The sequence below is a fragment of the Cellulosilyticum sp. ST5 genome, assembly GCF_046529625.1.
Classification (GTDB): domain Bacteria; phylum Bacillota; class Clostridia; order Lachnospirales; family Cellulosilyticaceae; genus Cellulosilyticum; species Cellulosilyticum lentocellum.
This window is the reverse complement of the sequence record NZ_CP132338.1, coordinates 1,382,225-1,400,761: the sequence shown is the minus strand read 5'-3', so window position 1 is coordinate 1,400,761 and position 18,537 is coordinate 1,382,225. Positions and strand designations below refer to the sequence as shown.

Annotated in this window: 17 protein-coding genes and 1 other annotated feature; of the genes, 15 read left to right on the top strand and 2 right to left on the bottom strand. The window is 33.3% G+C overall.

The window, feature by feature from the left end; genetic code table 11:
• Positions 1-32: 32 nt before the first annotated feature.
• The 3 genes from rimO to QTL86_RS06905 all read left to right on the top strand — a co-directional run bounded on the left by rimO (position 33) and on the right by QTL86_RS06905 (position 3,521).
• On the top strand, positions 33-1,379 hold the full coding sequence (rimO, locus tag QTL86_RS06915) for a 30S ribosomal protein S12 methylthiotransferase RimO (RefSeq protein ID WP_127066619.1): 1,347 nt from the start codon (positions 33-35) through the stop codon (positions 1,377-1,379).
• Positions 1,363-1,938, top strand: a complete 576-nt coding sequence (pgsA, locus tag QTL86_RS06910; RefSeq protein WP_013657168.1) for a CDP-diacylglycerol--glycerol-3-phosphate 3-phosphatidyltransferase — start codon at positions 1,363-1,365, stop codon at positions 1,936-1,938. The genes rimO and pgsA overlap by 17 nt, the downstream gene beginning before the upstream one ends.
• A gap of 353 nt (positions 1,939-2,291) precedes the next feature.
• The gene (locus QTL86_RS06905) at positions 2,292-3,521 is read left to right on the top strand and encodes an NAD(P)/FAD-dependent oxidoreductase (RefSeq protein WP_410496863.1); all 1,230 of its coding nucleotides are present in this window, start codon (positions 2,292-2,294) and stop codon (positions 3,519-3,521) included.
• A gap of 56 nt (positions 3,522-3,577) precedes the next feature.
• On the opposite strand, the gene QTL86_RS06900 is transcribed toward QTL86_RS06905, so the two are convergent.
• The gene (locus tag QTL86_RS06900; RefSeq protein ID WP_127066622.1) at positions 3,578-4,306 is read right to left on the bottom strand and encodes a lysophospholipid acyltransferase family protein; all 729 of its coding nucleotides are present in this window, start codon (positions 4,304-4,306) and stop codon (positions 3,578-3,580) included.
• A 154-nt stretch (positions 4,307-4,460) separates the two neighbouring features.
• On the opposite strand from QTL86_RS06900, the gene QTL86_RS06895 reads away from it, so the two are divergent.
• From QTL86_RS06895 to QTL86_RS06855, 9 genes are all read left to right on the top strand, one after another.
• Positions 4,461-5,687 (top strand): DUF1015 domain-containing protein, encoded by a 1,227-nt coding sequence (locus tag QTL86_RS06895; protein ID WP_410496862.1) that lies wholly within the window; start codon positions 4,461-4,463, stop codon positions 5,685-5,687.
• A gap of 104 nt (positions 5,688-5,791) precedes the next feature.
• Positions 5,792-6,010 (top strand) — a binding site (T-box leader).
• A gap of 50 nt (positions 6,011-6,060) precedes the next feature.
• Positions 6,061-6,645, top strand: coding sequence for a D-alanyl-D-alanine carboxypeptidase family protein (locus tag QTL86_RS06890; RefSeq protein ID WP_013657173.1), 585 nt, complete (start codon positions 6,061-6,063; stop codon positions 6,643-6,645).
• A 28-nt stretch (positions 6,646-6,673) separates the two neighbouring features.
• Positions 6,674-9,319: an alanine--tRNA ligase gene (gene alaS, locus QTL86_RS06885; protein ID WP_410496860.1), complete on the top strand. Its 2,646-nt coding sequence runs from the start codon at positions 6,674-6,676 to the stop codon at positions 9,317-9,319.
• A 183-nt stretch (positions 9,320-9,502) separates the two neighbouring features.
• Entirely contained in the window at positions 9,503-9,682 is a 180-nt protein-coding gene (rpsU, locus tag QTL86_RS06880; RefSeq protein ID WP_013657175.1) for a 30S ribosomal protein S21, read from the top strand.
• Positions 9,683-9,743: 61 nt separating this feature from the next.
• Positions 9,744-10,190 carry a GatB/YqeY domain-containing protein gene (locus QTL86_RS06875; protein ID WP_013657176.1) on the top strand — a complete coding sequence of 149 codons (447 nt, stop codon included), beginning with the start codon at positions 9,744-9,746 and terminating at the stop codon, positions 10,188-10,190.
• 480 nt (positions 10,191-10,670) lie between these two features.
• Entirely contained in the window at positions 10,671-11,522 is an 852-nt protein-coding gene (locus QTL86_RS06870; protein ID WP_410496859.1) for a hypothetical protein, read from the top strand.
• 84 nt (positions 11,523-11,606) lie between these two features.
• The gene (locus QTL86_RS06865) at positions 11,607-12,431 is read left to right on the top strand and encodes a formate/nitrite transporter family protein (protein WP_127066626.1); all 825 of its coding nucleotides are present in this window, start codon (positions 11,607-11,609) and stop codon (positions 12,429-12,431) included.
• A 66-nt stretch (positions 12,432-12,497) separates the two neighbouring features.
• The gene (locus QTL86_RS06860) at positions 12,498-13,442 is read left to right on the top strand and encodes a tyrosine-type recombinase/integrase (protein ID WP_410496858.1); all 945 of its coding nucleotides are present in this window, start codon (positions 12,498-12,500) and stop codon (positions 13,440-13,442) included.
• 64 nt (positions 13,443-13,506) lie between these two features.
• Positions 13,507-13,734: a hypothetical protein gene (locus QTL86_RS06855; protein ID WP_127066628.1), complete on the top strand. Its 228-nt coding sequence runs from the start codon at positions 13,507-13,509 to the stop codon at positions 13,732-13,734.
• Between the two features lie 45 nt (positions 13,735-13,779).
• On the opposite strand, the gene QTL86_RS06850 is transcribed toward QTL86_RS06855, so the two are convergent.
• Positions 13,780-15,135 (bottom strand): aldehyde dehydrogenase, encoded by a 1,356-nt coding sequence (locus tag QTL86_RS06850; RefSeq protein WP_410496857.1) that lies wholly within the window; start codon positions 15,133-15,135, stop codon positions 13,780-13,782.
• Positions 15,136-15,284: 149 nt separating this feature from the next.
• On the opposite strand from QTL86_RS06850, the gene QTL86_RS06845 reads away from it, so the two are divergent.
• The 3 genes from QTL86_RS06845 (at position 15,285) to QTL86_RS06835 (ending at position 18,505) form a co-directional block, all read left to right on the top strand.
• The gene (locus QTL86_RS06845; protein WP_013657184.1) at positions 15,285-16,055 is read left to right on the top strand and encodes a DUF3298 and DUF4163 domain-containing protein; all 771 of its coding nucleotides are present in this window, start codon (positions 15,285-15,287) and stop codon (positions 16,053-16,055) included.
• 55 nt (positions 16,056-16,110) lie between these two features.
• Positions 16,111-16,479, top strand: a complete 369-nt coding sequence (locus QTL86_RS06840; protein WP_410496856.1) for a hypothetical protein — start codon at positions 16,111-16,113, stop codon at positions 16,477-16,479.
• A 70-nt stretch (positions 16,480-16,549) separates the two neighbouring features.
• Positions 16,550-18,505, top strand: a complete 1,956-nt coding sequence (locus tag QTL86_RS06835) for a BMP family ABC transporter substrate-binding protein (protein WP_410496855.1) — start codon at positions 16,550-16,552, stop codon at positions 18,503-18,505.
• Positions 18,506-18,537 lie beyond the last annotated feature (32 nt).

Sequence of the window (18,537 nt, the reverse complement as noted above, 5' to 3'; positions counted from 1 at the left end):
TAAGGTTAGCTTAACATGAAAGGAGCAGCATTTTGAATTATTTAGTATCTTTTGTATCACTTGGATGTGATAAAAACTTAGTCGATAGCGAACATATGCTAGGGCTACTCAATCAAGGAGGCTTTTCTTTAACAGGTGATGAAGAAAAAGCAGATGTCATTGTTGTTAACACCTGTTGTTTTATTGAAGATGCCAAAAAAGAAAGTATTGAAAATATATTAGAAGTGGCTGGCTACAAAGAAACAGGGAATTGTAAAGCCCTTATCGTAACAGGTTGTATGGCTCAGCGTTATAAGCAAGAAATTTTAGATGAAATTCCTGAAGTAGATGCTGTTGTAGGAACCACTTCATATGATAAGATTGTGGACATTGCCAATGGTATTTTAGAACAAAAAGGACTTCGTACTCAGCATTTTGACTTGATTGATCGTGAAATGTTAGATGAAATGCCTCGTATTTTAACAACTGCGGGTTACTTTGCTTATGTAAAGATTTCCGAAGGCTGCGATAAGCATTGTACTTACTGTATTATTCCTAAATTAAGAGGAAAATATAGAAGTCGTCAGATGGATAAAATTAAAGCTGAAGTTGAAAAATTAGCAGCAGATGGTGTTTCGGAAATTATTTTAGTAGCACAAGATACAACAGAATATGGGCGTGACCTAGAAAATGCTTCTCTTGCAAAATTACTACATGAGCTTGGGAAAATAGAGGGAATTGAATGGATTCGCGTTTTATATTGTTATCCAGAAAGTATTACTGATGAATTAATTGAAGAAATTAAAACGAATCCTAAAGTATGTAAGTATTTAGACATACCTATTCAGCATGCTTCAACAGCCATTCTTAAGCGTATGGCAAGAAAAAGTTCTCTGGAACAGCTTAAAGAACGCCTTGGTAAGTTGAGACAAGAAATACCTGGTATTGCACTTCGTACAACGCTTATTGTAGGTTTTCCAGGTGAAACAGAAGAAGATTTTCAAATTTTATATGATTTTGTAAAAGAAATGCGATTTGATCGTCTAGGCGTCTTTACTTATTCAAAAGAAGAAGGAACACCAGCAGCTTTATTTGAAGATCAAATTGATGAAAAAACAAAAATTAAACGTCGTGATGCTATTATGGCACTTCAACATGGTATTTCTAGCGCCTTAACAGCTGAAAAAGTGGGTAAAACCATGAAGGTCCTTATTGAAGGTAAGATTACTGATGAGGATGTTTATATTGGTCGTACCTATCAAGATGCACCTGATATAGATGGTGAAGTATTTGTAGAATATGAAGGAGAACTCATTTCAGGTGATTTTGTAGATGTACGTATTACAGCATCAAACGACTATGATTTGATTGGGGAGATAGTAGATGAATATAGCGAATAAACTCACGTTACTACGTGTCGTTTTAGTATTTGCTTTTATGGGGATCATATGGTTACCTTTGTCTTTATCCATAGGTACAGTATTATGGATTGCACTAGCTATTTTTATTATTGCTAGTTTAACTGACTTTTTAGATGGTTATTTAGCACGTAAGCTGAATTTAGTGACTAATTTAGGTAAATTTATGGATCCTTTAGCAGATAAAATGCTTGTTACAGCTGCGATGTTAGCTGTTGTTGACTTTGGAATTAAAGGCATGTTACCTGCTGGCATATTGCCTACGTGGATTGTTGTTTTTATTCTTCTGAGAGAATTCATGGTATCAGGCGTAAGACTTATTGCAGCTAATCAAAATCATGTTATTGCAGCAAGTTACCTAGGTAAACTGAAAACAGTTATACAAATGGCTATGATTATTGTGTATTTATTACCAGTTAATTGGCCTATACTTCCTGTTTTAGCTACTTGTTTAGCTTATTTAGCTTTAGTTCTTACTTTAGTATCTGGTTTTGAATACTTATGGAAAAATAAAGATGTCTTTAAAACAGAAGCGCATTAAAAATACGGTATTTCATGATTGGTTCATGAGATACCGTATTTTTAATCTGAAATAGTATCTGTAGCATCATACTGAATATAAAGTAGCTCAGAAGGTGCTAATAAGATATATATTCAGGTTCACTTCCTAGTACAATGACCTTGTGTGATAGGGTATAACCTTGGTAGCAAAAACAAAAAAATGTAATTAATATAATGATAAGTAAAATAATAAAACGTTTCATTTTTCGCCTCACCTATCTAACTACATTTTAATTTGTGTAGAATATGGAAATAATATACCTAAAGCTTTAAATAAAGTGAGAAATTGTTGTATAATAGGAAAGAAGGTCAAATAAGTGGAGGACATAAGGTATGCATTATAATACCATTATTGTGGGTGGTGGGCCGGCTGGTCTTTTTACTGCTCAAGCTTTAGCTAAAAAGCAAAAGAGAGTGTTATTATTAGAACGTAACAAGGGAGCAGGTAAAAAACTTCTTATATCAGGTGCTGGCCAATGTAATTTTACACATGCCGGTGATATAGAGGATTTTTTTAGTTGCTATGATGATAAAGCAAAATTTTTAAAAAAAGCTTTATTAGCTTTTGACAATAAAAAAACCATGCGTTTTTTTGAAGAAGCAGGTGTAGCTTATACGATATTTCCTAATAATAAAGTTTTCCCTAAGAGCATGAAAAGTATGGATATCTTAAATGCTTTACTTGTTCAGTGTCAAAAGTCTAATGTAGAAATGATTTATAGTGAGCTTGTAAATCAGATTTCTGTATATGATAAAGTTTTTACAGTAGAAACTGCCACCGGTAAACGCTATTTTAGTGATCAAGTTGTCATTGCTACAGGTGGAAAATCCTATGCACATATGGGTTCAGATGGAACAGGTTATTTATTAGCCAAGCATTTGGGACATCGCATTATTGAACCTAGACCAGCTTTGACAGATGTAAGACTTGATGAAAATACTTTTAAAGTGCTTTCAGGTGTTTCAGTTAAACAAATAGAAATAACGATTTGGAGAGAACAGAAGAAAATTCAAAATTATGTAGGTGATTTATTATTTACACATAAAGGTTTGTCAGGACCGGCCATTATTAATAGTTCAAGGTGGATGAAAAGTGGTGATGCGCTGCAAGTAAATTTTCTATATCCTAAAAGCTATGAAAACATTAAAGCCTATTTTGCTTCAGAGGTTGCCAAAAGAGGAAAAGAAGAAATCATTACTTTTTTAAAGCAATTTGAATTACCACGAACACTTTATCAAGCTTTATGCCAACGTATTTCTCTAGATGAACATACAACCTGCGCAGAACTTTCAAAGAAACAGAGAGAAGCATTAGTTGACCAACTTACAAGATGTCCTTTTACTATTGCGAGTTTAGGTGGTTTTCATATAGCAATGGTAACAGCAGGTGGAGTTCATCTTAAAGAAGTGAATCCAACAACGATGGAAAGTCGTAAACAAAAAGGACTGTATTTTGTAGGTGAAGTTTTAGATATAGATGGAGATACTGGTGGCTATAATATTCAAGCGGCGTTTTCTACGGCAGCTTTATGTGCAGATAGTATTATGCAAAACAAAAAATAGAAAATATTTCCTTGGAAATATTTTCTATTTTTTGTTTTGCATAATTTATAAGAATATTAGTCTGCTTTTCTATAAGGTAAACTACTTTCGATTATTGCATGGACCTGATCTGGTAAGAGCTCTAAAGCTTCCTTACTTAAGCCCTTAGTAGGAACAGCTGGATGAATCGTTAATTTAACATGTGCAGGTTTAATTTTATTATGATTAAGTTCCATGAGCTTATAAGACCCATCAATAGTAACAGGAACAATAGGTACACCTGCTTTTGTAGCAAGCTTAAAACTTGCACTTTTAAATTCACCCATTTGATCACCTTTACTTCTTGTACCTTCAGGAAAAATAACTAATGAGTGTCCTTGCTTTAAAACCTTAATTCCCTCAATAATAGCTCCTGCGGAACCTTTTAAAGTAGAACGGTCCATAAAGACACAGTGTAATAATTCCATCCATTTCACAATGATAGGAATTTTCTTAGCTTCTATTTTAGAAATAAAGCCTTTAGGTCTATTGATATAACTCATCAAAAGAGGAATATCAAAGTTTCCTTGATGATTACTAACATAAACAACAGTTTGGTCAGTTGGAAGATTATCTAGTCCATTAACTTCTACTGTTGCACCACTACGCTTAATATTACCTAACATCCATTTTGTAGATGCTTCGTGAACATAAGCTTCTAATGCTTCTACATCACCACTTTTTTGTAAACTATGGGCTTTTCTTAATTTAGGAAGAGTTCCAATCAAAGTAAAAACAAAGCTTACAAACCACATTATTGTCCTCATTTTTTCGCCTCCAAATTATCTGATACTCTTTTTATTATAATACAAAACCAATGAAGGTAAAATGAAAACATCATTACTAAAGATTCAACATAAAATATTCATTCTTGTCAGAAAATATGTTATGATATAAACATTAATTGAAAGGAGTGATAAAATGGCAACCATACGTGCATTTGGTGCACTCAGACCAACCAATTCATTAGTGACTAAAGTAGCTGCTTTACCTTATGATGTAATGAATACAGAAGAAGCAAAAAAGATGGTAGAAGGAAACCCTTATTCTTTTCTTCATGTAGACAAACCTGAAATGCATATTACAAATCCAAAAGGGGATGAATTATATGCTTTCGCAGGTGATACGCTAAGACGTATGATTAAGGAAGGTGTTTTTATTAAAGATGAGCCTAGTTTATATATCTATGGTTTAAGTAATAGTATGACCACACAATATGGACTTGTTTGTTTAGTATCCGCTGAAGAATATGATGAAGGAATTATCAAAAAACATGAAAATACAAGAACTGACAAAGAGTTAGATCGTATCAAGCATGTTTCTTACTGCAAGGCCCATACAGGCCCTATTTTTCTGGCTTATAAAGGATTAGAACTTATAACAGCTTGGTTATTAGAATACACCGCTAAACATGAACCTGTTTATTACTTTATAGGAGAAGATGGTGTTAAACATGAGGTGTTCAAAGTATCTGACCCTCATACGATTCATAACATTACCTCTGCTTTTGAAGAAGCTGATGCACTTTATATTGCAGATGGGCATCATCGTGCAGCAGCTGCTGCGGCTGTAGCAAGAAAGTACCGTGAAGAAGGAAAAAACTCAGAAGATGCACAGTATTTTTTAGCAACTATCTTTCCTAAAGAACAACTTTGTATTATGGATTACAATCGTGTTCTTAAAGATGAAAGCAATTTAAATGCTGAGCAATTATTTAACCAATTACAAGAGAAATTTGAAATAGAAGCTATCAATGAAACAATTTATAAACCTAAGGAGAGACATACTTTCGGAATACGTTACGAAAAGAAATGGTATAAGTTAACTATGAAACCAGAATGGATTGATGAAACAGATCCTGTCGCTTCGTTAGATGCTTCTTTACTACAAACCTATGTCCTTGAGCCTATCTTTAAAATTCATGATCCAAAAGGTGATAAACGCATTGATTTTGTAGGAGGTATTCGTGGTATAGAAGAACTCAATAGAAGAACAGATACAGATATGGATATAGCCTTTAGCATGTTCCCAACTTCTATGGATGAACTTATTCGAGTAGCAGATGCACATCAATTAATGCCACCAAAATCAACTTGGTTTGAGCCTAAACTACGTAGTGGTATTTTTATTCATGAAATTAATGATTGAGACGTACTAAAGCCTTAAAAGTCATATATTGACAAAAACTAAAAGATTACATATAATCGTATAAGAATAGCATATGACAAACTAAACTAAACGTATAATATATATGAACTACTGTGAAAAGAAGGAGTATATAAATAAGGGTTTGCAGAGAGAGAAGCAATTGGTGAAAGCTTTTTAATACCTGTTTATAGAAGCAGTCTTGGAGTAAATATCTTGAACATACAAAAGTAGAGGTATTCGGGTGATTTCGTTAACAATCCTTAAGGTGATAGGCTTTTTATGCCTATAACTAGGGTGGTACCGCGAGAAACCTCGTCCCTATTGGGATTGAGGTTTTTTTGTATTTCCAGTAACTTTTTAAAGGAGGCTATATATGAATGACGTCTGTTTAGTTAATCCTTCTCATGGCTTAAGTGAGACTTTTATTCCAGAAGATTTAATTCAGGATCCTACTTCAGGAATCTGGGTATGTGAAGTTGTACTTCATGCTTTTATAAGGCTTAATAATAGGTTGTTTAATGAATGGTTAGAGCCTTTAAGCTTAGTAAGTGGCTATCGTTCTTTTATTTATCAGCAAAAGCTTTTTGATAAAAAAATAGCTTTCTATCAAAAACAAGGTATGGATGAAACAACAGCCAAAATAGAAGCTGCTAAAATAGTAGCAGTTCCTGGACATAGTGAACATCAGTTAGGCTTAGCCATTGATGTGACAACTTGGAGTATGAGAGTTCTGGAAGATCCTCTTATTATAAGTTTTGGTGAAACGCCCACTGGTAAATGGCTCTTGAAAAATAGTTATTTAGAAGGATTTGTACTACGTTATCCTAAAGATAAAACACACATCACACACATTACGTATGAACCTTGGCATTACCGTTATGTAGGTATAGAAGTAGCTACCGTGATGAAACAAAAGGGGCTTTGTTTAGAAGAGTATATAGCGCTAAATCAAGGTTAATATAAATGATATTTATTAGGAGGAGCAAATGAAAAACTATAGTTTAAATGAACTAAGAGAAATGTATCTTAAATTTTTTGAAAGTAAAATGCATCTTCGTGCAAAAAGCTTTCCATTAGTACCACACAATGATAATAGTTTATTACTCATTAATGCAGGTATGGCACCACTTAAACCATACTTTACTGGTCAAGAAGAACCACCTAGAAGAAGAATGACAACTTGTCAAAAATGTATTCGTACAGGTGATATTGAAAATGTTGGTAAAACAGCACGTCACGGTACTTTCTTTGAAATGCTGGGGAACTTCTCATTTGGTGACTATTTTAAAGAAGAAGCGATTGAATGGGCTTGGGAGTTTGTTACAAAACACCTTGAGATTCCAGTAGAACGTTTATTTGTAACTGTTTACCAAGATGATGAAGAAGCAGCTGAAATCTGGAGAAATAAAATTGGCTTACCTAATGAAAAAGTTATTTATATGGGTAAAGAAGATAACTTCTGGGAAGCTGGTATTGATGGACCTTGTGGCCCTTGTTCAGAGATCTATTTTGATAGAGGTCCTGAATTTGGCTGCGATAGCCCTGATTGTGGTGTGGGTTGTGACTGTGACCGTTATATGGAATTCTGGAACTTAGTATTTACCCAATTTGAGCGCCATGAAGACGGGACTTACACACCACTTGCTCAAAAGAATATTGACACAGGTATGGGACTTGAAAGACTTGCAGCTATGATGCAAGGTGTAAGTTCTATCTTTGATGTCGATACAATCAAAGCTATCCGTGATCACGTCTGCCAGCTTGCAGGTGTTACTTATGGTGAAAATTACAAAAACGACGTATCAATTCGTGTTATCACAGACCATATTCGTTCAGTAACTTTTATGGCTGCGGATGGTGTTCTTCCTTCTAATGAAGGGCGCGGCTATGTTATGCGAAGACTTCTTAGACGTGCCGTTAGACATGCTAAATTATTAGGTATTGAAGGTTTATTCTTAAAAGATCTTGTTAAAACAGTAGTTGATAATTCCAAACATGAGTATACAGAGCTTGAAGATAAATATGAATATATTACGAAACTTCTTACTGTAGAAGAAAAGAACTTTAATGAAACGATTGACCGTGGACTTAATATTTTAAAAGCACACATCGATGAAATGAAAGCAGAAGGTAAAACGGTATTAGACGGTAAAGCTTGCTTTACACTTTCTGATACTTATGGTTTCCCTATTGATTTAACACATGAAATTCTTGAGGAACAAGGATTAAAAGCTGATGAAGAAGGTTTCAAAGTAGAAATGGATGCTCAACGTCAAAAAGCAAGGGATGCGCGTGGTGGTTCTAAATATATGGGTGCAGATGAAACCATATTTAATCAAATGGATTCAACTATGAAGACAACTTTTGTGGGTTATGATAAGCTTGAAACAACAGGTACATTAGAGGTACTTGCAAATGATGAAGAACTTTTAGAAGCAGCAGGCTGTGGTGACTCTATTTATGTTGTTATTTCTGAAACACCATTTTATGCTGAAAGTGGTGGTCAGGCAGGTGATACTGGTCTTATTACAACAGCTACAGGTAAAGCTGTTGTTAGCGATACAACTAAAGTTATCGGTGGTAAGTTTGCTCATCATGCTCAAGTAGTAGAAGGTTCTATTGAAAAAGGTCAATCTGCTACTTTTACAGTAGAAAATGCATCACGTATGGATACTTCTCGTAACCATAGTGCAACTCACCTTTTACAAAAAGCATTACGTGAAGTGGTAGGTGGGCATATCGAGCAAGCAGGTTCAAATGTGAATAAAGATCGTCTACGTTTTGACTTCACTCACTTTGAAGCTTTAACTCATGAACAACTTGAAAAAGTAGAAGCTTTGGTAAATGAAAAAATTCTTGAAGGTTTAACCATTACTATTAAAGAAATGCCTATTGATGAAGCTAGAAAGTTAGGCGCAATGGCTCTCTTTGGTGAAAAGTACGGCCAAACAGTACGCGTTGTTAATATGGGTGATTACTCAGTAGAGCTTTGTGGTGGTACACACCTTCAAAATACAGCTGCTATTGGTACTTTCAAAATTATTTCTGAAACAGGTGTTGCTGCTGGCGTAAGACGTATTGAAGCAGTAACAGGTAGAGGTGCTCTTCATTTCTATCAAACAATGGAAAATAGCTTAAATGAGGTAAGTGCTCTCGTTAAAGCTAAAAAAACAGAAGTAGTAAAAAAAGTGGAAAGTATGACTATTGAGCTTAAAAATCTTGAAAAAGAAAATGAAAAACTTAAAGCTGAAATTGCAGCTAGTAAGGCAGGAGCCCTTACTGAGCAAGCAAAAACGATTAATGGTATAAAAGTGTTAGTAAGTCAAATAGATGAACTTGATATGAATGATCTTAAAAACATGGGTGATTCATTAAAAGATCAACTTCAGGATGGGGTTGTTTTATTAATGAGCCATGTTGCAGATAAAGTAAACCTTGTAGCTATGGCTACTCCAAGTGCTGTAGAAAAAGGGGTACACTGTGGTCAAATCATTTCTGCTGTAGCAGGTGTTGTTGGTGGAAAAGGTGGCGGTAGACCTAATATGGCACAAGCTGGTGGTAAAGATGCTTCTAAGATTAAAGAAGCTATTACTGTTGCTGAAACAACAATCAACGCACAGCTTAATGCCTAGTTTTTATAATATATGATGTATTTTATATGAATCAAAAGTAATAAAAACTTAAGGATATCCTATTAAATATACGTGGAATACTTGACGTATCACGTAAATTACTTTATAATTTAACGTAGTGCTTTAATCTTTTCTCCGTACAAATGCATAAAGCACAACATTGCACCGGAGGGAGGGAAAGAAATGTCAGAGGTTACTGTTCGCGAAAATGAATCATTAGATAGCGCTCTTCGTAGATTTAAAAGAAACTGTGCAAAAGCAGGTATCATGCAAGAAATCCGCAAAAGAGAACACTATGAAAAACCAAGTGTAAAACGTAAAAAGAAATCAGAAGCAGCACGTAAAAAAAATAAACAATATTAATTGTTTGTTGTTTACCATATGAATACAAAAGCATAAGCTTTTTGTACAAGGGATGATGCAGATGTCTTTAAAAGAAAAACTTCTTTCAGATATGAAAGAAGCCATGAAAGAAAAAGATGTCCTTCGCAAAAATACCATCCAAAGCATTCGTGGTGCCATTCTTCAAAAAGAGAAAGACACTCTGCAGGAGGTTAGTGAAGAACAAATTCTTGATATTATTGTACAAGAAATCAAGAAACGCAAAGATGCTCTCGCTGATTTTGAAAAGGGAAATCGCCCAGATTTAGTAGCAGATACTAATGCAGAAGTTACTGTTTTACAAGGTTACTTGCCTAAGCAGTTAAGTGATGAAGAGCTAACTTCACTTATTCATCAAGTGATCGAAGAAGTTGAAGCAACATCTATGAAAGATATGGGTAAAGTTATGGCTGCCATTAAACCTAAGGTGAGTGGCAGAGCTGATAACCAAAAAGTGAGCAGCATTGTTAAACAATGTTTATCCAATTAATCAGTGCAATGCTTAATGAGGACGTCCAGAAGGACGTCCTTTTTGCATTCCTTGCTAATTTTTTATTTTCATCTTCAATTCTCCAAATGAGCCAGTTCACTGGTTGCCAAATCATTTTATTTCGTCTGATTTATTACCTTGTTATATCTCTCTATAGTATTAACTCCTTAATGTCATTCATTTTATTTTGAATTCTATTTTAGAAATACGATATCTTTAATACCCGTTTAAATAGCATTTTTTTGAAGTCTCTATATTTAAATGGTAATCTTTATATAATTTACAGAATATTAGTTTAATAATCTAATACCTTTTCTTACTTTTTTATCAAGCCACCACAGATAATATAAAATTATCTGTGGTGGCTTGATTTTAATTTTGAAAATATGTTAACTTATATATAGAGTTAACTTTAGTTAACTCTATATATAATAAAGGTTAACTATTTATAATGTAAGTTTACATATAAGGAGAGAAGTAATGGCAGATGTAACATTTGGTGTAAAAGTACCAGAGGAATTGAAAAATGAATTAAGTGAATTAATGAAAGACAGTACGCTAAGTGGCAAAGAGTTTATGGGGATGTTATTAGCTAGTTATAAGCTAGAAAAAGCAAAAGAAGAAAACTCACTTTTTGAAGGTGATTTAAAAGAATTGCAGACTTTATTAAAAAGAGTACAGGGTATTTATACCCATATGATAGAAAAAAGTCAGCTAGGCTATCAGGAACAGTTGAAGGAGATAGAGAAAAAAATGGAAGAGCAAGTAGCTGAAAAAGAAGAAATTTTGTTGGAACATAAAAAGACAAAAGAAATACTAGAAGATGCTGAAAAAAAAGAATTTAGTCAACTTCAGGAAATAGAAGCTTTAAAAAGTAAGTTATCAGATGAGGTAAAAGAGAAGGAGCAAGTACAACAGCAATTGAATAACCATCTTTTATTGCATACCAAATTCGAGGAAGAGATTACATTATTAAAAGAACAAGTAACAGGATATAAGCGCTTAGAGTTGGAAATCGAAGAACGTAATAATGAGAATGGTAAACTTAAAAATAGAAATGATGAATTAGCTTCTGAAATTTGGTTTTTGCAACGAGAGGTAGAAAAGTTAAAAGAAGAAAAAAATCAGTTAGAAACGAAGCAACAACAGGAGTTAACTCAATTAAAAGACAAACAAGAGCTTCAACTTCGCAATGAATTATTAGAACAAAAGTTAAGCTTTAAAGAAGAAATATCTCATCTAAAAGAACAAATCACTAAAGAGAAAGAAGCCTATCACCAGCTAGAACGTGATTATACCCAAAAACTACAAGATATGTATAAACAGAAGTAGAAATACACATAAAAAGGCAAGAAGCTTATTGAATTCTCAAGGTGATAATGGTATACTCTAATACTGAAAAAGGAGTGTATACAAATGGCAAATTATTTATCACCACAGGAAATCACAAATTATACTAGCGATGGCGGTGTCAACAAAGTTAATCGTAGTGCATTATTAGTACTAGTAATGGCTATCATGGCAGGTGTTTACATTGCATTAGGTGGCTTTGCTTCCTCAGTAGCAGCTCATGATGTTGCAAATAAAGGTTTAGCTAAATTAGTAACGGGTGCAGTATTCCCTATTGGACTTATGTTTGTAGTTATCAATGGTGCAGATTTATTCACTGGAAACTGCTTAATCGTCATTTCAACTTTAGAAAAACGCACAACATGGGGTGGATTTTTTAAAAATTTAATTATTGTATTAGTAGGTAATTTTATTGGAGCAGTAGCAATCGCATTTTTAGTAGCAAATAGCGGCATTCTTAATATGAGTGATGGTCGTTTTGGTGCTTATGCGATTAAAACAGCCGTATCTAAATCAAACCTTCAATTTACGCAAGCTCTTTGTTTAGCGATTATTTGTAACATTTATGTATGTGCTGGTATTTGGATGATTTATGCAGCTAAAGATATTACAGGAAAAGTAATGGCTGGTTTCTTCTCTATTTTTGCTTTTGCAATCAGCGGGGCAGAGCATATTGTAGCTAATATGTTTTATATTCCTGTAGCACTTTTTGTGAAGAATAATGCTGAATATATGGAACTGGCTCATGCAACAGCTGATCAGCTAAGTTGGGGGAAATTCCTTATTAATAATGCAATTCCCGTAACTCTTGGTAATATTATTGGTGGTGTATTTATTGGAGGAATGTATTTCCTTATTTACAAAAAACTCACCAAACCATCACAACAATAAAATAGCATAGTCGCAGTTTAATACTGCGGCTTTTATTATATCTATTTTAATGAGGAGGATTTGTAGATGCTTATTGAAAAAGCCATTCAATATTTTATATCGTCTTTAGAAGCTGAACAGTTATCTTCTCACACGATTAAGGCTTACTTACAAGATTTAAATCAATTTAAGAACTGGACACAAAAGAAGGAAGTGGATGACCTAAATTTTGAGGATTTTCAAGATTATTTTATAGAAATTTCTAAATTAAAAATGACATCTATTAAACGTAAAAGAGTAGTTATGCATCGCTTTTTTAAATTTTGTTACCGTAAAAAACTTTGTACAGAAGAGCTTCATGAATACATTGATCCTATACGTTCAAAGAAAAATGTTGTTCCTAAAGAAGTTTTAAGCCGAGAAGAAATCTCTCTTATTTTTGATTTTTTAAAAAAAGAAGAGAAGCAATATAAATTAAAGGTAAATAACACTTATTATGACTATCTTTATTATTGTTCACTGCGTAATCAGCTTCTTATTAGTATTCTTCTTTATACGGGATGTCGTGCTCACGAAGTAGTTGCTTTAAAAAAACAAGATATTAATTTATTACAAAATACCATTACACTTTTTACAAAAGGAGGTAAATATAATCAAGTACCTATACATGATGAGTTAAGGAAAGCCTTAGATAATTACAATGAATCTATCAGCACTTTATCTCTGGGACTTCAAAATCTACTTCAAGAAAGTGATTATCTGTTCCCGAGTAAAACAGATTCTAACAATTATATGCCAACACGTACATTACATGATTTAATGAAAAAACTTTCTGCTGCAACGGGTCGTCATATTCATGCGCATCTTTTTAGACATACATTCGCTTCTTATTGTATTGCAGCTAATATGGATATTTCTACAATCTCTTCTTTAATCTCTCACAGTAATCCTTCTATTACTTTGTCCATCTATACTCACGAAATAGATGCGCACAATAAGCAAGAACAGATTAAAAAACTAAGTTTTTATTAATCTCGTATGAAAATCAAAAAACGACTTATACTAAGACATGTAATCTGAAAGGAGAGTGTAAGTTGTGGGTGATTTAAATGAACTTAAGCAAAAATATAACGAAGGTTATCGCTGTATTTACACAGAGAAAGACTCTAATGAAGGGTTGACCATGCACCTAAAAAACTTTAGAGAAGAAAAAATTCACACCATGAACATTAAGAGTGACATGGAAATTGGTGAAATTGAAAGCTTCTTAGATACACTTAATCAAATTAAGAAGAAAAAAGGGCATGATTGTCATGATTTATAAACAAATAAAAGTGGCTTCTTTATCGTAGAAGTCACTTTTATTTGTTTATCGAATCATTTTTTTAATCCATTTTAATTGTTTATCATAAGGGGGATAACGAAAAGGAAGCTCCCTAGGAGTACTATAAAGAACGGTTTTCTCATGAGTAAAGGTTTTAAAACTATTATAACCATGATATGCCCCCATTCCACTATAACCTACCCCGCCAAAAGGAGCTTGTGGGTGAGTAACATGTAATATTGTATCATTAATACAACCACCTCCAAAAGAAAGATGTTTAAGTAAATAGTCAATACGTTTTTGGTCTTTACTAAAAAGATAGCATGCTAGTGGCTTAGGATAACGTTGGACATAATGAATAGCTTCTTCTAAACGCTTATAAGGTATAATAGGCAAAATAGGGCCAAAAATTTCTTCTTGCATACATAAGTCAGAAGGTGCGACAGGGTACAGAACTGTTGGTTCAATATATAATTCATCTGTATTAAAATGTCCACCAAAATGTATTTTATCTTCATTTATAAGTTGAAGTAAACGAACATAATGTGCTTCATTAATAATATGTGCCATATGCTTTTTTTCTCTGTAAAAATGTTGTAATACAAAACCTATATAACATAACAAGCGATCTGCTACACTTTCATGAACAAGAACATAGTCTGGAGCTACGCAGGTTTGCCCTGCATTTAAAAATTTACCCCATACAATACGAGTAGCTGCTAAACGTAAATCAGCTGTATGATCTACAATAACAGGGCTTTTCCCACCTAGTTCTAAAGTTACAGGGATTAAATGTTCAGATGCCTGTTTCATTACCTTTTTACCCGTTTCTATGCCACCGGTGAAAAAAACATAATCTAGTGGTTCGTTAAGAAGTTCAGTACACACCATGCTATCACCTTCCACAAGTGTTACATAGTAGGGTGGAAAAACTTCATTTAAAATCATACGAAGTACTTTATTCGTAGCTGGTGTATATTCTGAAGGCTTAACAATGGCACAATTGCCTGCTGCAATAGCTCCAATAAGAGGCATCATTGCTAATTGAAAAGGGTAGTTAAAAGGTGAAAAAATAAGACATATACCATAGGGTTCTTTCAATACTTTTGTATTGCCACCTATAACCGGAAGTACTCCTTTATACTGTAAAGGCTTTGACCAGTTTTTAAGATTCTTAAGCGTATGATTGATTTCTGAAATTGTTGTATAAATTTCAGTTAAGTAAGTTTCAAAAGCTGGCTTTTTAAAATCTTTATGAAGCGCTTTTTCAATTTCTTTTTGATGATTCAAAATAGCGCTTTTTAATTTTTTTAAGTAATACGTACGAAGTTTTAAATCATAAGTTTTTCGGGTATAAAAATAATGATTCATATCTTGAACACATTGTGAAATAGAAGACATTATGACACCTCTTTAGAAAAATTTTTAAACAAAGCTATGACATATTTTTCAAGATGAAATACTTTGCAGATTTACAAATGTTTATCTAACATATGGTTTTTTTATAAGGGTACAATAAGAGTATAAATAAATTATATAGGGGGCATAAAATGAATAAAAAAAGAATGATTCAAGCAATGTGCGCTTTAGGTTTGATTTACTGCATGCTATTTACAACACTTTATGCCAAAACACAACCGGCTAAAGAAAAACCTGGAGCAGCTATTTTCGTAATGGCAACGCAAAATTCTGTAACAGCTTGTCCTAAGTCTTATCATTATCAGTCCGAAGTGATTTCATTAGACATGAAGATACCACAACTCCAAGGCCTTACAGATCGCACCTTTCAAAGGCAATTCAATCAAAATCTTTTAAAAGAAGCAAAAGCCAGAAAAAAAAATGCCATTTCAGAAGCCTTGCAATATAATAAAGAAATGATTCGCGATGGATTAAAGCCGCTGAAATTTGAATACTTAGAAAGTTATACGGCTATTCCTTCTCCTTATCCTTACTATACATTGGAGTTTTTTAAATATCAATATAGTGGAGGAGCTCATGGCTTAGGTGAACTACGTTATATTACCATTGATTTAATAAAAAATAAAATTATTTCGTTAAAAGATCTATTCAAACCTACAGTGGATTATAAAGCCTTAATTAATGCCGGAATCAATGAACAAATAAGTCGTAGAATACAACAAGGTGAAGTTTTTTTTGTAGGCGATGGTGGCTTTGTAGGTATTAAAGATGAGCAAAATTTTTATATTAATCAAGATGGCTTAATTGTCATCGTTTTTAATGTATATGAAATAGCACCATATGCAGCAGGAGTAATAGAAATTCCCTTAGATATGACAAAGCTATTACCTTATATGAAATAGAATTGTCAATAAGTCTATTTTAGTGTAAAATATAAAGAAAAAACTAGGGGGAATCATGTATCAACCAAAATATGTGCTAAAGAAAAAAAGGAAGCCTCATTATAGAGGCACTATAACCGTTTTAATGATTATAGGATTACTTGTTATAAGTTTCTTTTGTTTAGCTTTTCTTAAGCAAAAGGAGGCTATTACCTTGGTTCATACTTGGCAATCAGAAGAAACTGGGGAAGTTCTAACCTTTACAAAAGATGGCAAGGTTACCTTTAAAAATAATTTACCCGAGGGTGTTTATCGTATTATTTCACCAAACACTATAGAATATACCGTTGGGAATATGAGTTTTCAGATGATTTATACTATAGAAGATAATAAACTTCATTGGGGGATAGACCAAGAACATTTGGAAATCTTTTCACCCAAATAATTTAAATAAGTTTCACTGCTTATTTTGAAAATAATTCTTTAAATAGATGTAGAAAGCTAAGGTGAAAAAAATGAATCATACAGAATTACAACATGCTTATGAGCAGGCTTATAAGAGCGGTAAACAAGCTTGGAATCAAAAACTTTTAAAAGGCGAATCTGGTTACTTACGTGCCCTAGATAGTATGATTCAACCAGGTGATATTGCAGCTGAATTTCCTTTAGGGCTAGTGGAGATTCCTATTAATAAGATTGTAGGAACATACACTCATGCTAGAAGTATTTCTTTTGCTGATAATTATATGCCCATTATGAATATCAAAACTGAATTTGCTTCAAAGTGGATGTATCTTTACGATTACCACATTCAAACAGGTATTGCAGATCCAATTAAAGTTTATGAGTATCTTAATCGTTTCTTTGTTATTGAGGGAAATAAAAGGGTAAGTGTTTTGAAATTTGTTGAAGGAACCACCATTAATGGTCAAGTCATTCGCCTCATTCCTAAACGTGACCCTAATAATAAGCTAAATACTATTTATTATGAGTTTATGAATTTTTACAAAGAAACTCACATCAATACCATTTGGTTTTCAGAAATCGGACGTTTTACAGAGCTTCTTTCTTATGTTAAACAATATCGAACTATGACTACAGAAGATGAGGCAGATAAAATCTTTTTAGCTAATTGTTATCGTCCCTTTAGACAGCTTTATTTAGAGCAAGGCGGTGATCAACTAGATATTACAACTGGTGATGCCTTTTTAACCTTTTTAAAGATTTATGGACTTTCTAAAGAGATTATACCAGAAGCCTATAAAGTAAAAGTCAAAAATATTATTGATGAGTTAAAGGTAATAGAAGCCGAAACAACTCATGTTCAAACAGAGGTTATTCAACCTCCTAAAAAGAAAAGTGTATTCTCATCTCTATCTGATTTAGTAACTTCAAAAAAAGTATTAAAAATAGCTTTTGTATATGCTAAACCTGTTTCTACATCAGGTTGGGCATATGCCCACGAATTAGGTCGATTACATATCGATAATGTATTTAAAGATCAAATCGTAACCACTAAAATAGAAGGAGTTCCTGAAAACGATAAAGCTTTTGATGCTTTTAAGACCTTAGCAAATGATCACTATGACATCGTATTTGCAACTAGCCCTACTTATTTAGCTCCAGCATTAAAAGCTGCCATGGAATTTCCAAATGTTAAATTTTTTAATTGTGCAGCAACCCATTCTTATAAATCTCTTACCTTGTATTATGGACGCATCCATGAACCACGTTATTTATTAGGAATGATTGCAGGATCAATGACAGAAACTAATGTGATTGGTTATGTTGCACCTTATCCTATTTCAGAGGTAGTAAGTAGTATTAATGCCTTTACTTTAGGGGCACAAGCCGTTAATCCTAGAGTTAAGGTCAAGGCACTTTGGACTAATAGGTGGGATAATCCAGAGGGCGGTAAAGCTGTAGCAGAAACCTTATTTAATGCTGGTGCAGATATTATTTCAAATGAAGATCTCCCTATTCCAGGAGATATTTCCAAAGGCTATGGTGTTTATAGTATTAATCAAAATACACATCAAAAAACCCACTATGCTATGGCTATCTGGAATTGGGGTGTATTTTATGAACAAGTTATTCAAAATATATTAAATGGTACTTGGAAGAGCATACAAGAAGATAACAATCGTTCAGATATGCCTGTTAACTTTTGGCAAGGCATGAATAATGGCATCGTAGATTTATTATATTCTAACCGTAATATGACAGCTCCAATGAAACATTTGATTGAGAATGTTAAGCAAGCGATTATTAGAAATGAATTTGATGTATTTAAAGGACCTATCTATGATCAAAATCATGTGATAAAAGCCAAAGCTGGCGAAAACTTAGATTATGAGGATATCATTCATATGGATTGGTTAGTAGAGGGAGTAGAAGGAGAAATTCCAGATATTAAAACACTAACACCTGTAGATCCATTTTCTTATATGCAAGGTATTACGGGTAAATAAATAGGGAGTAAGGTTATTAACCTTACTCCCTA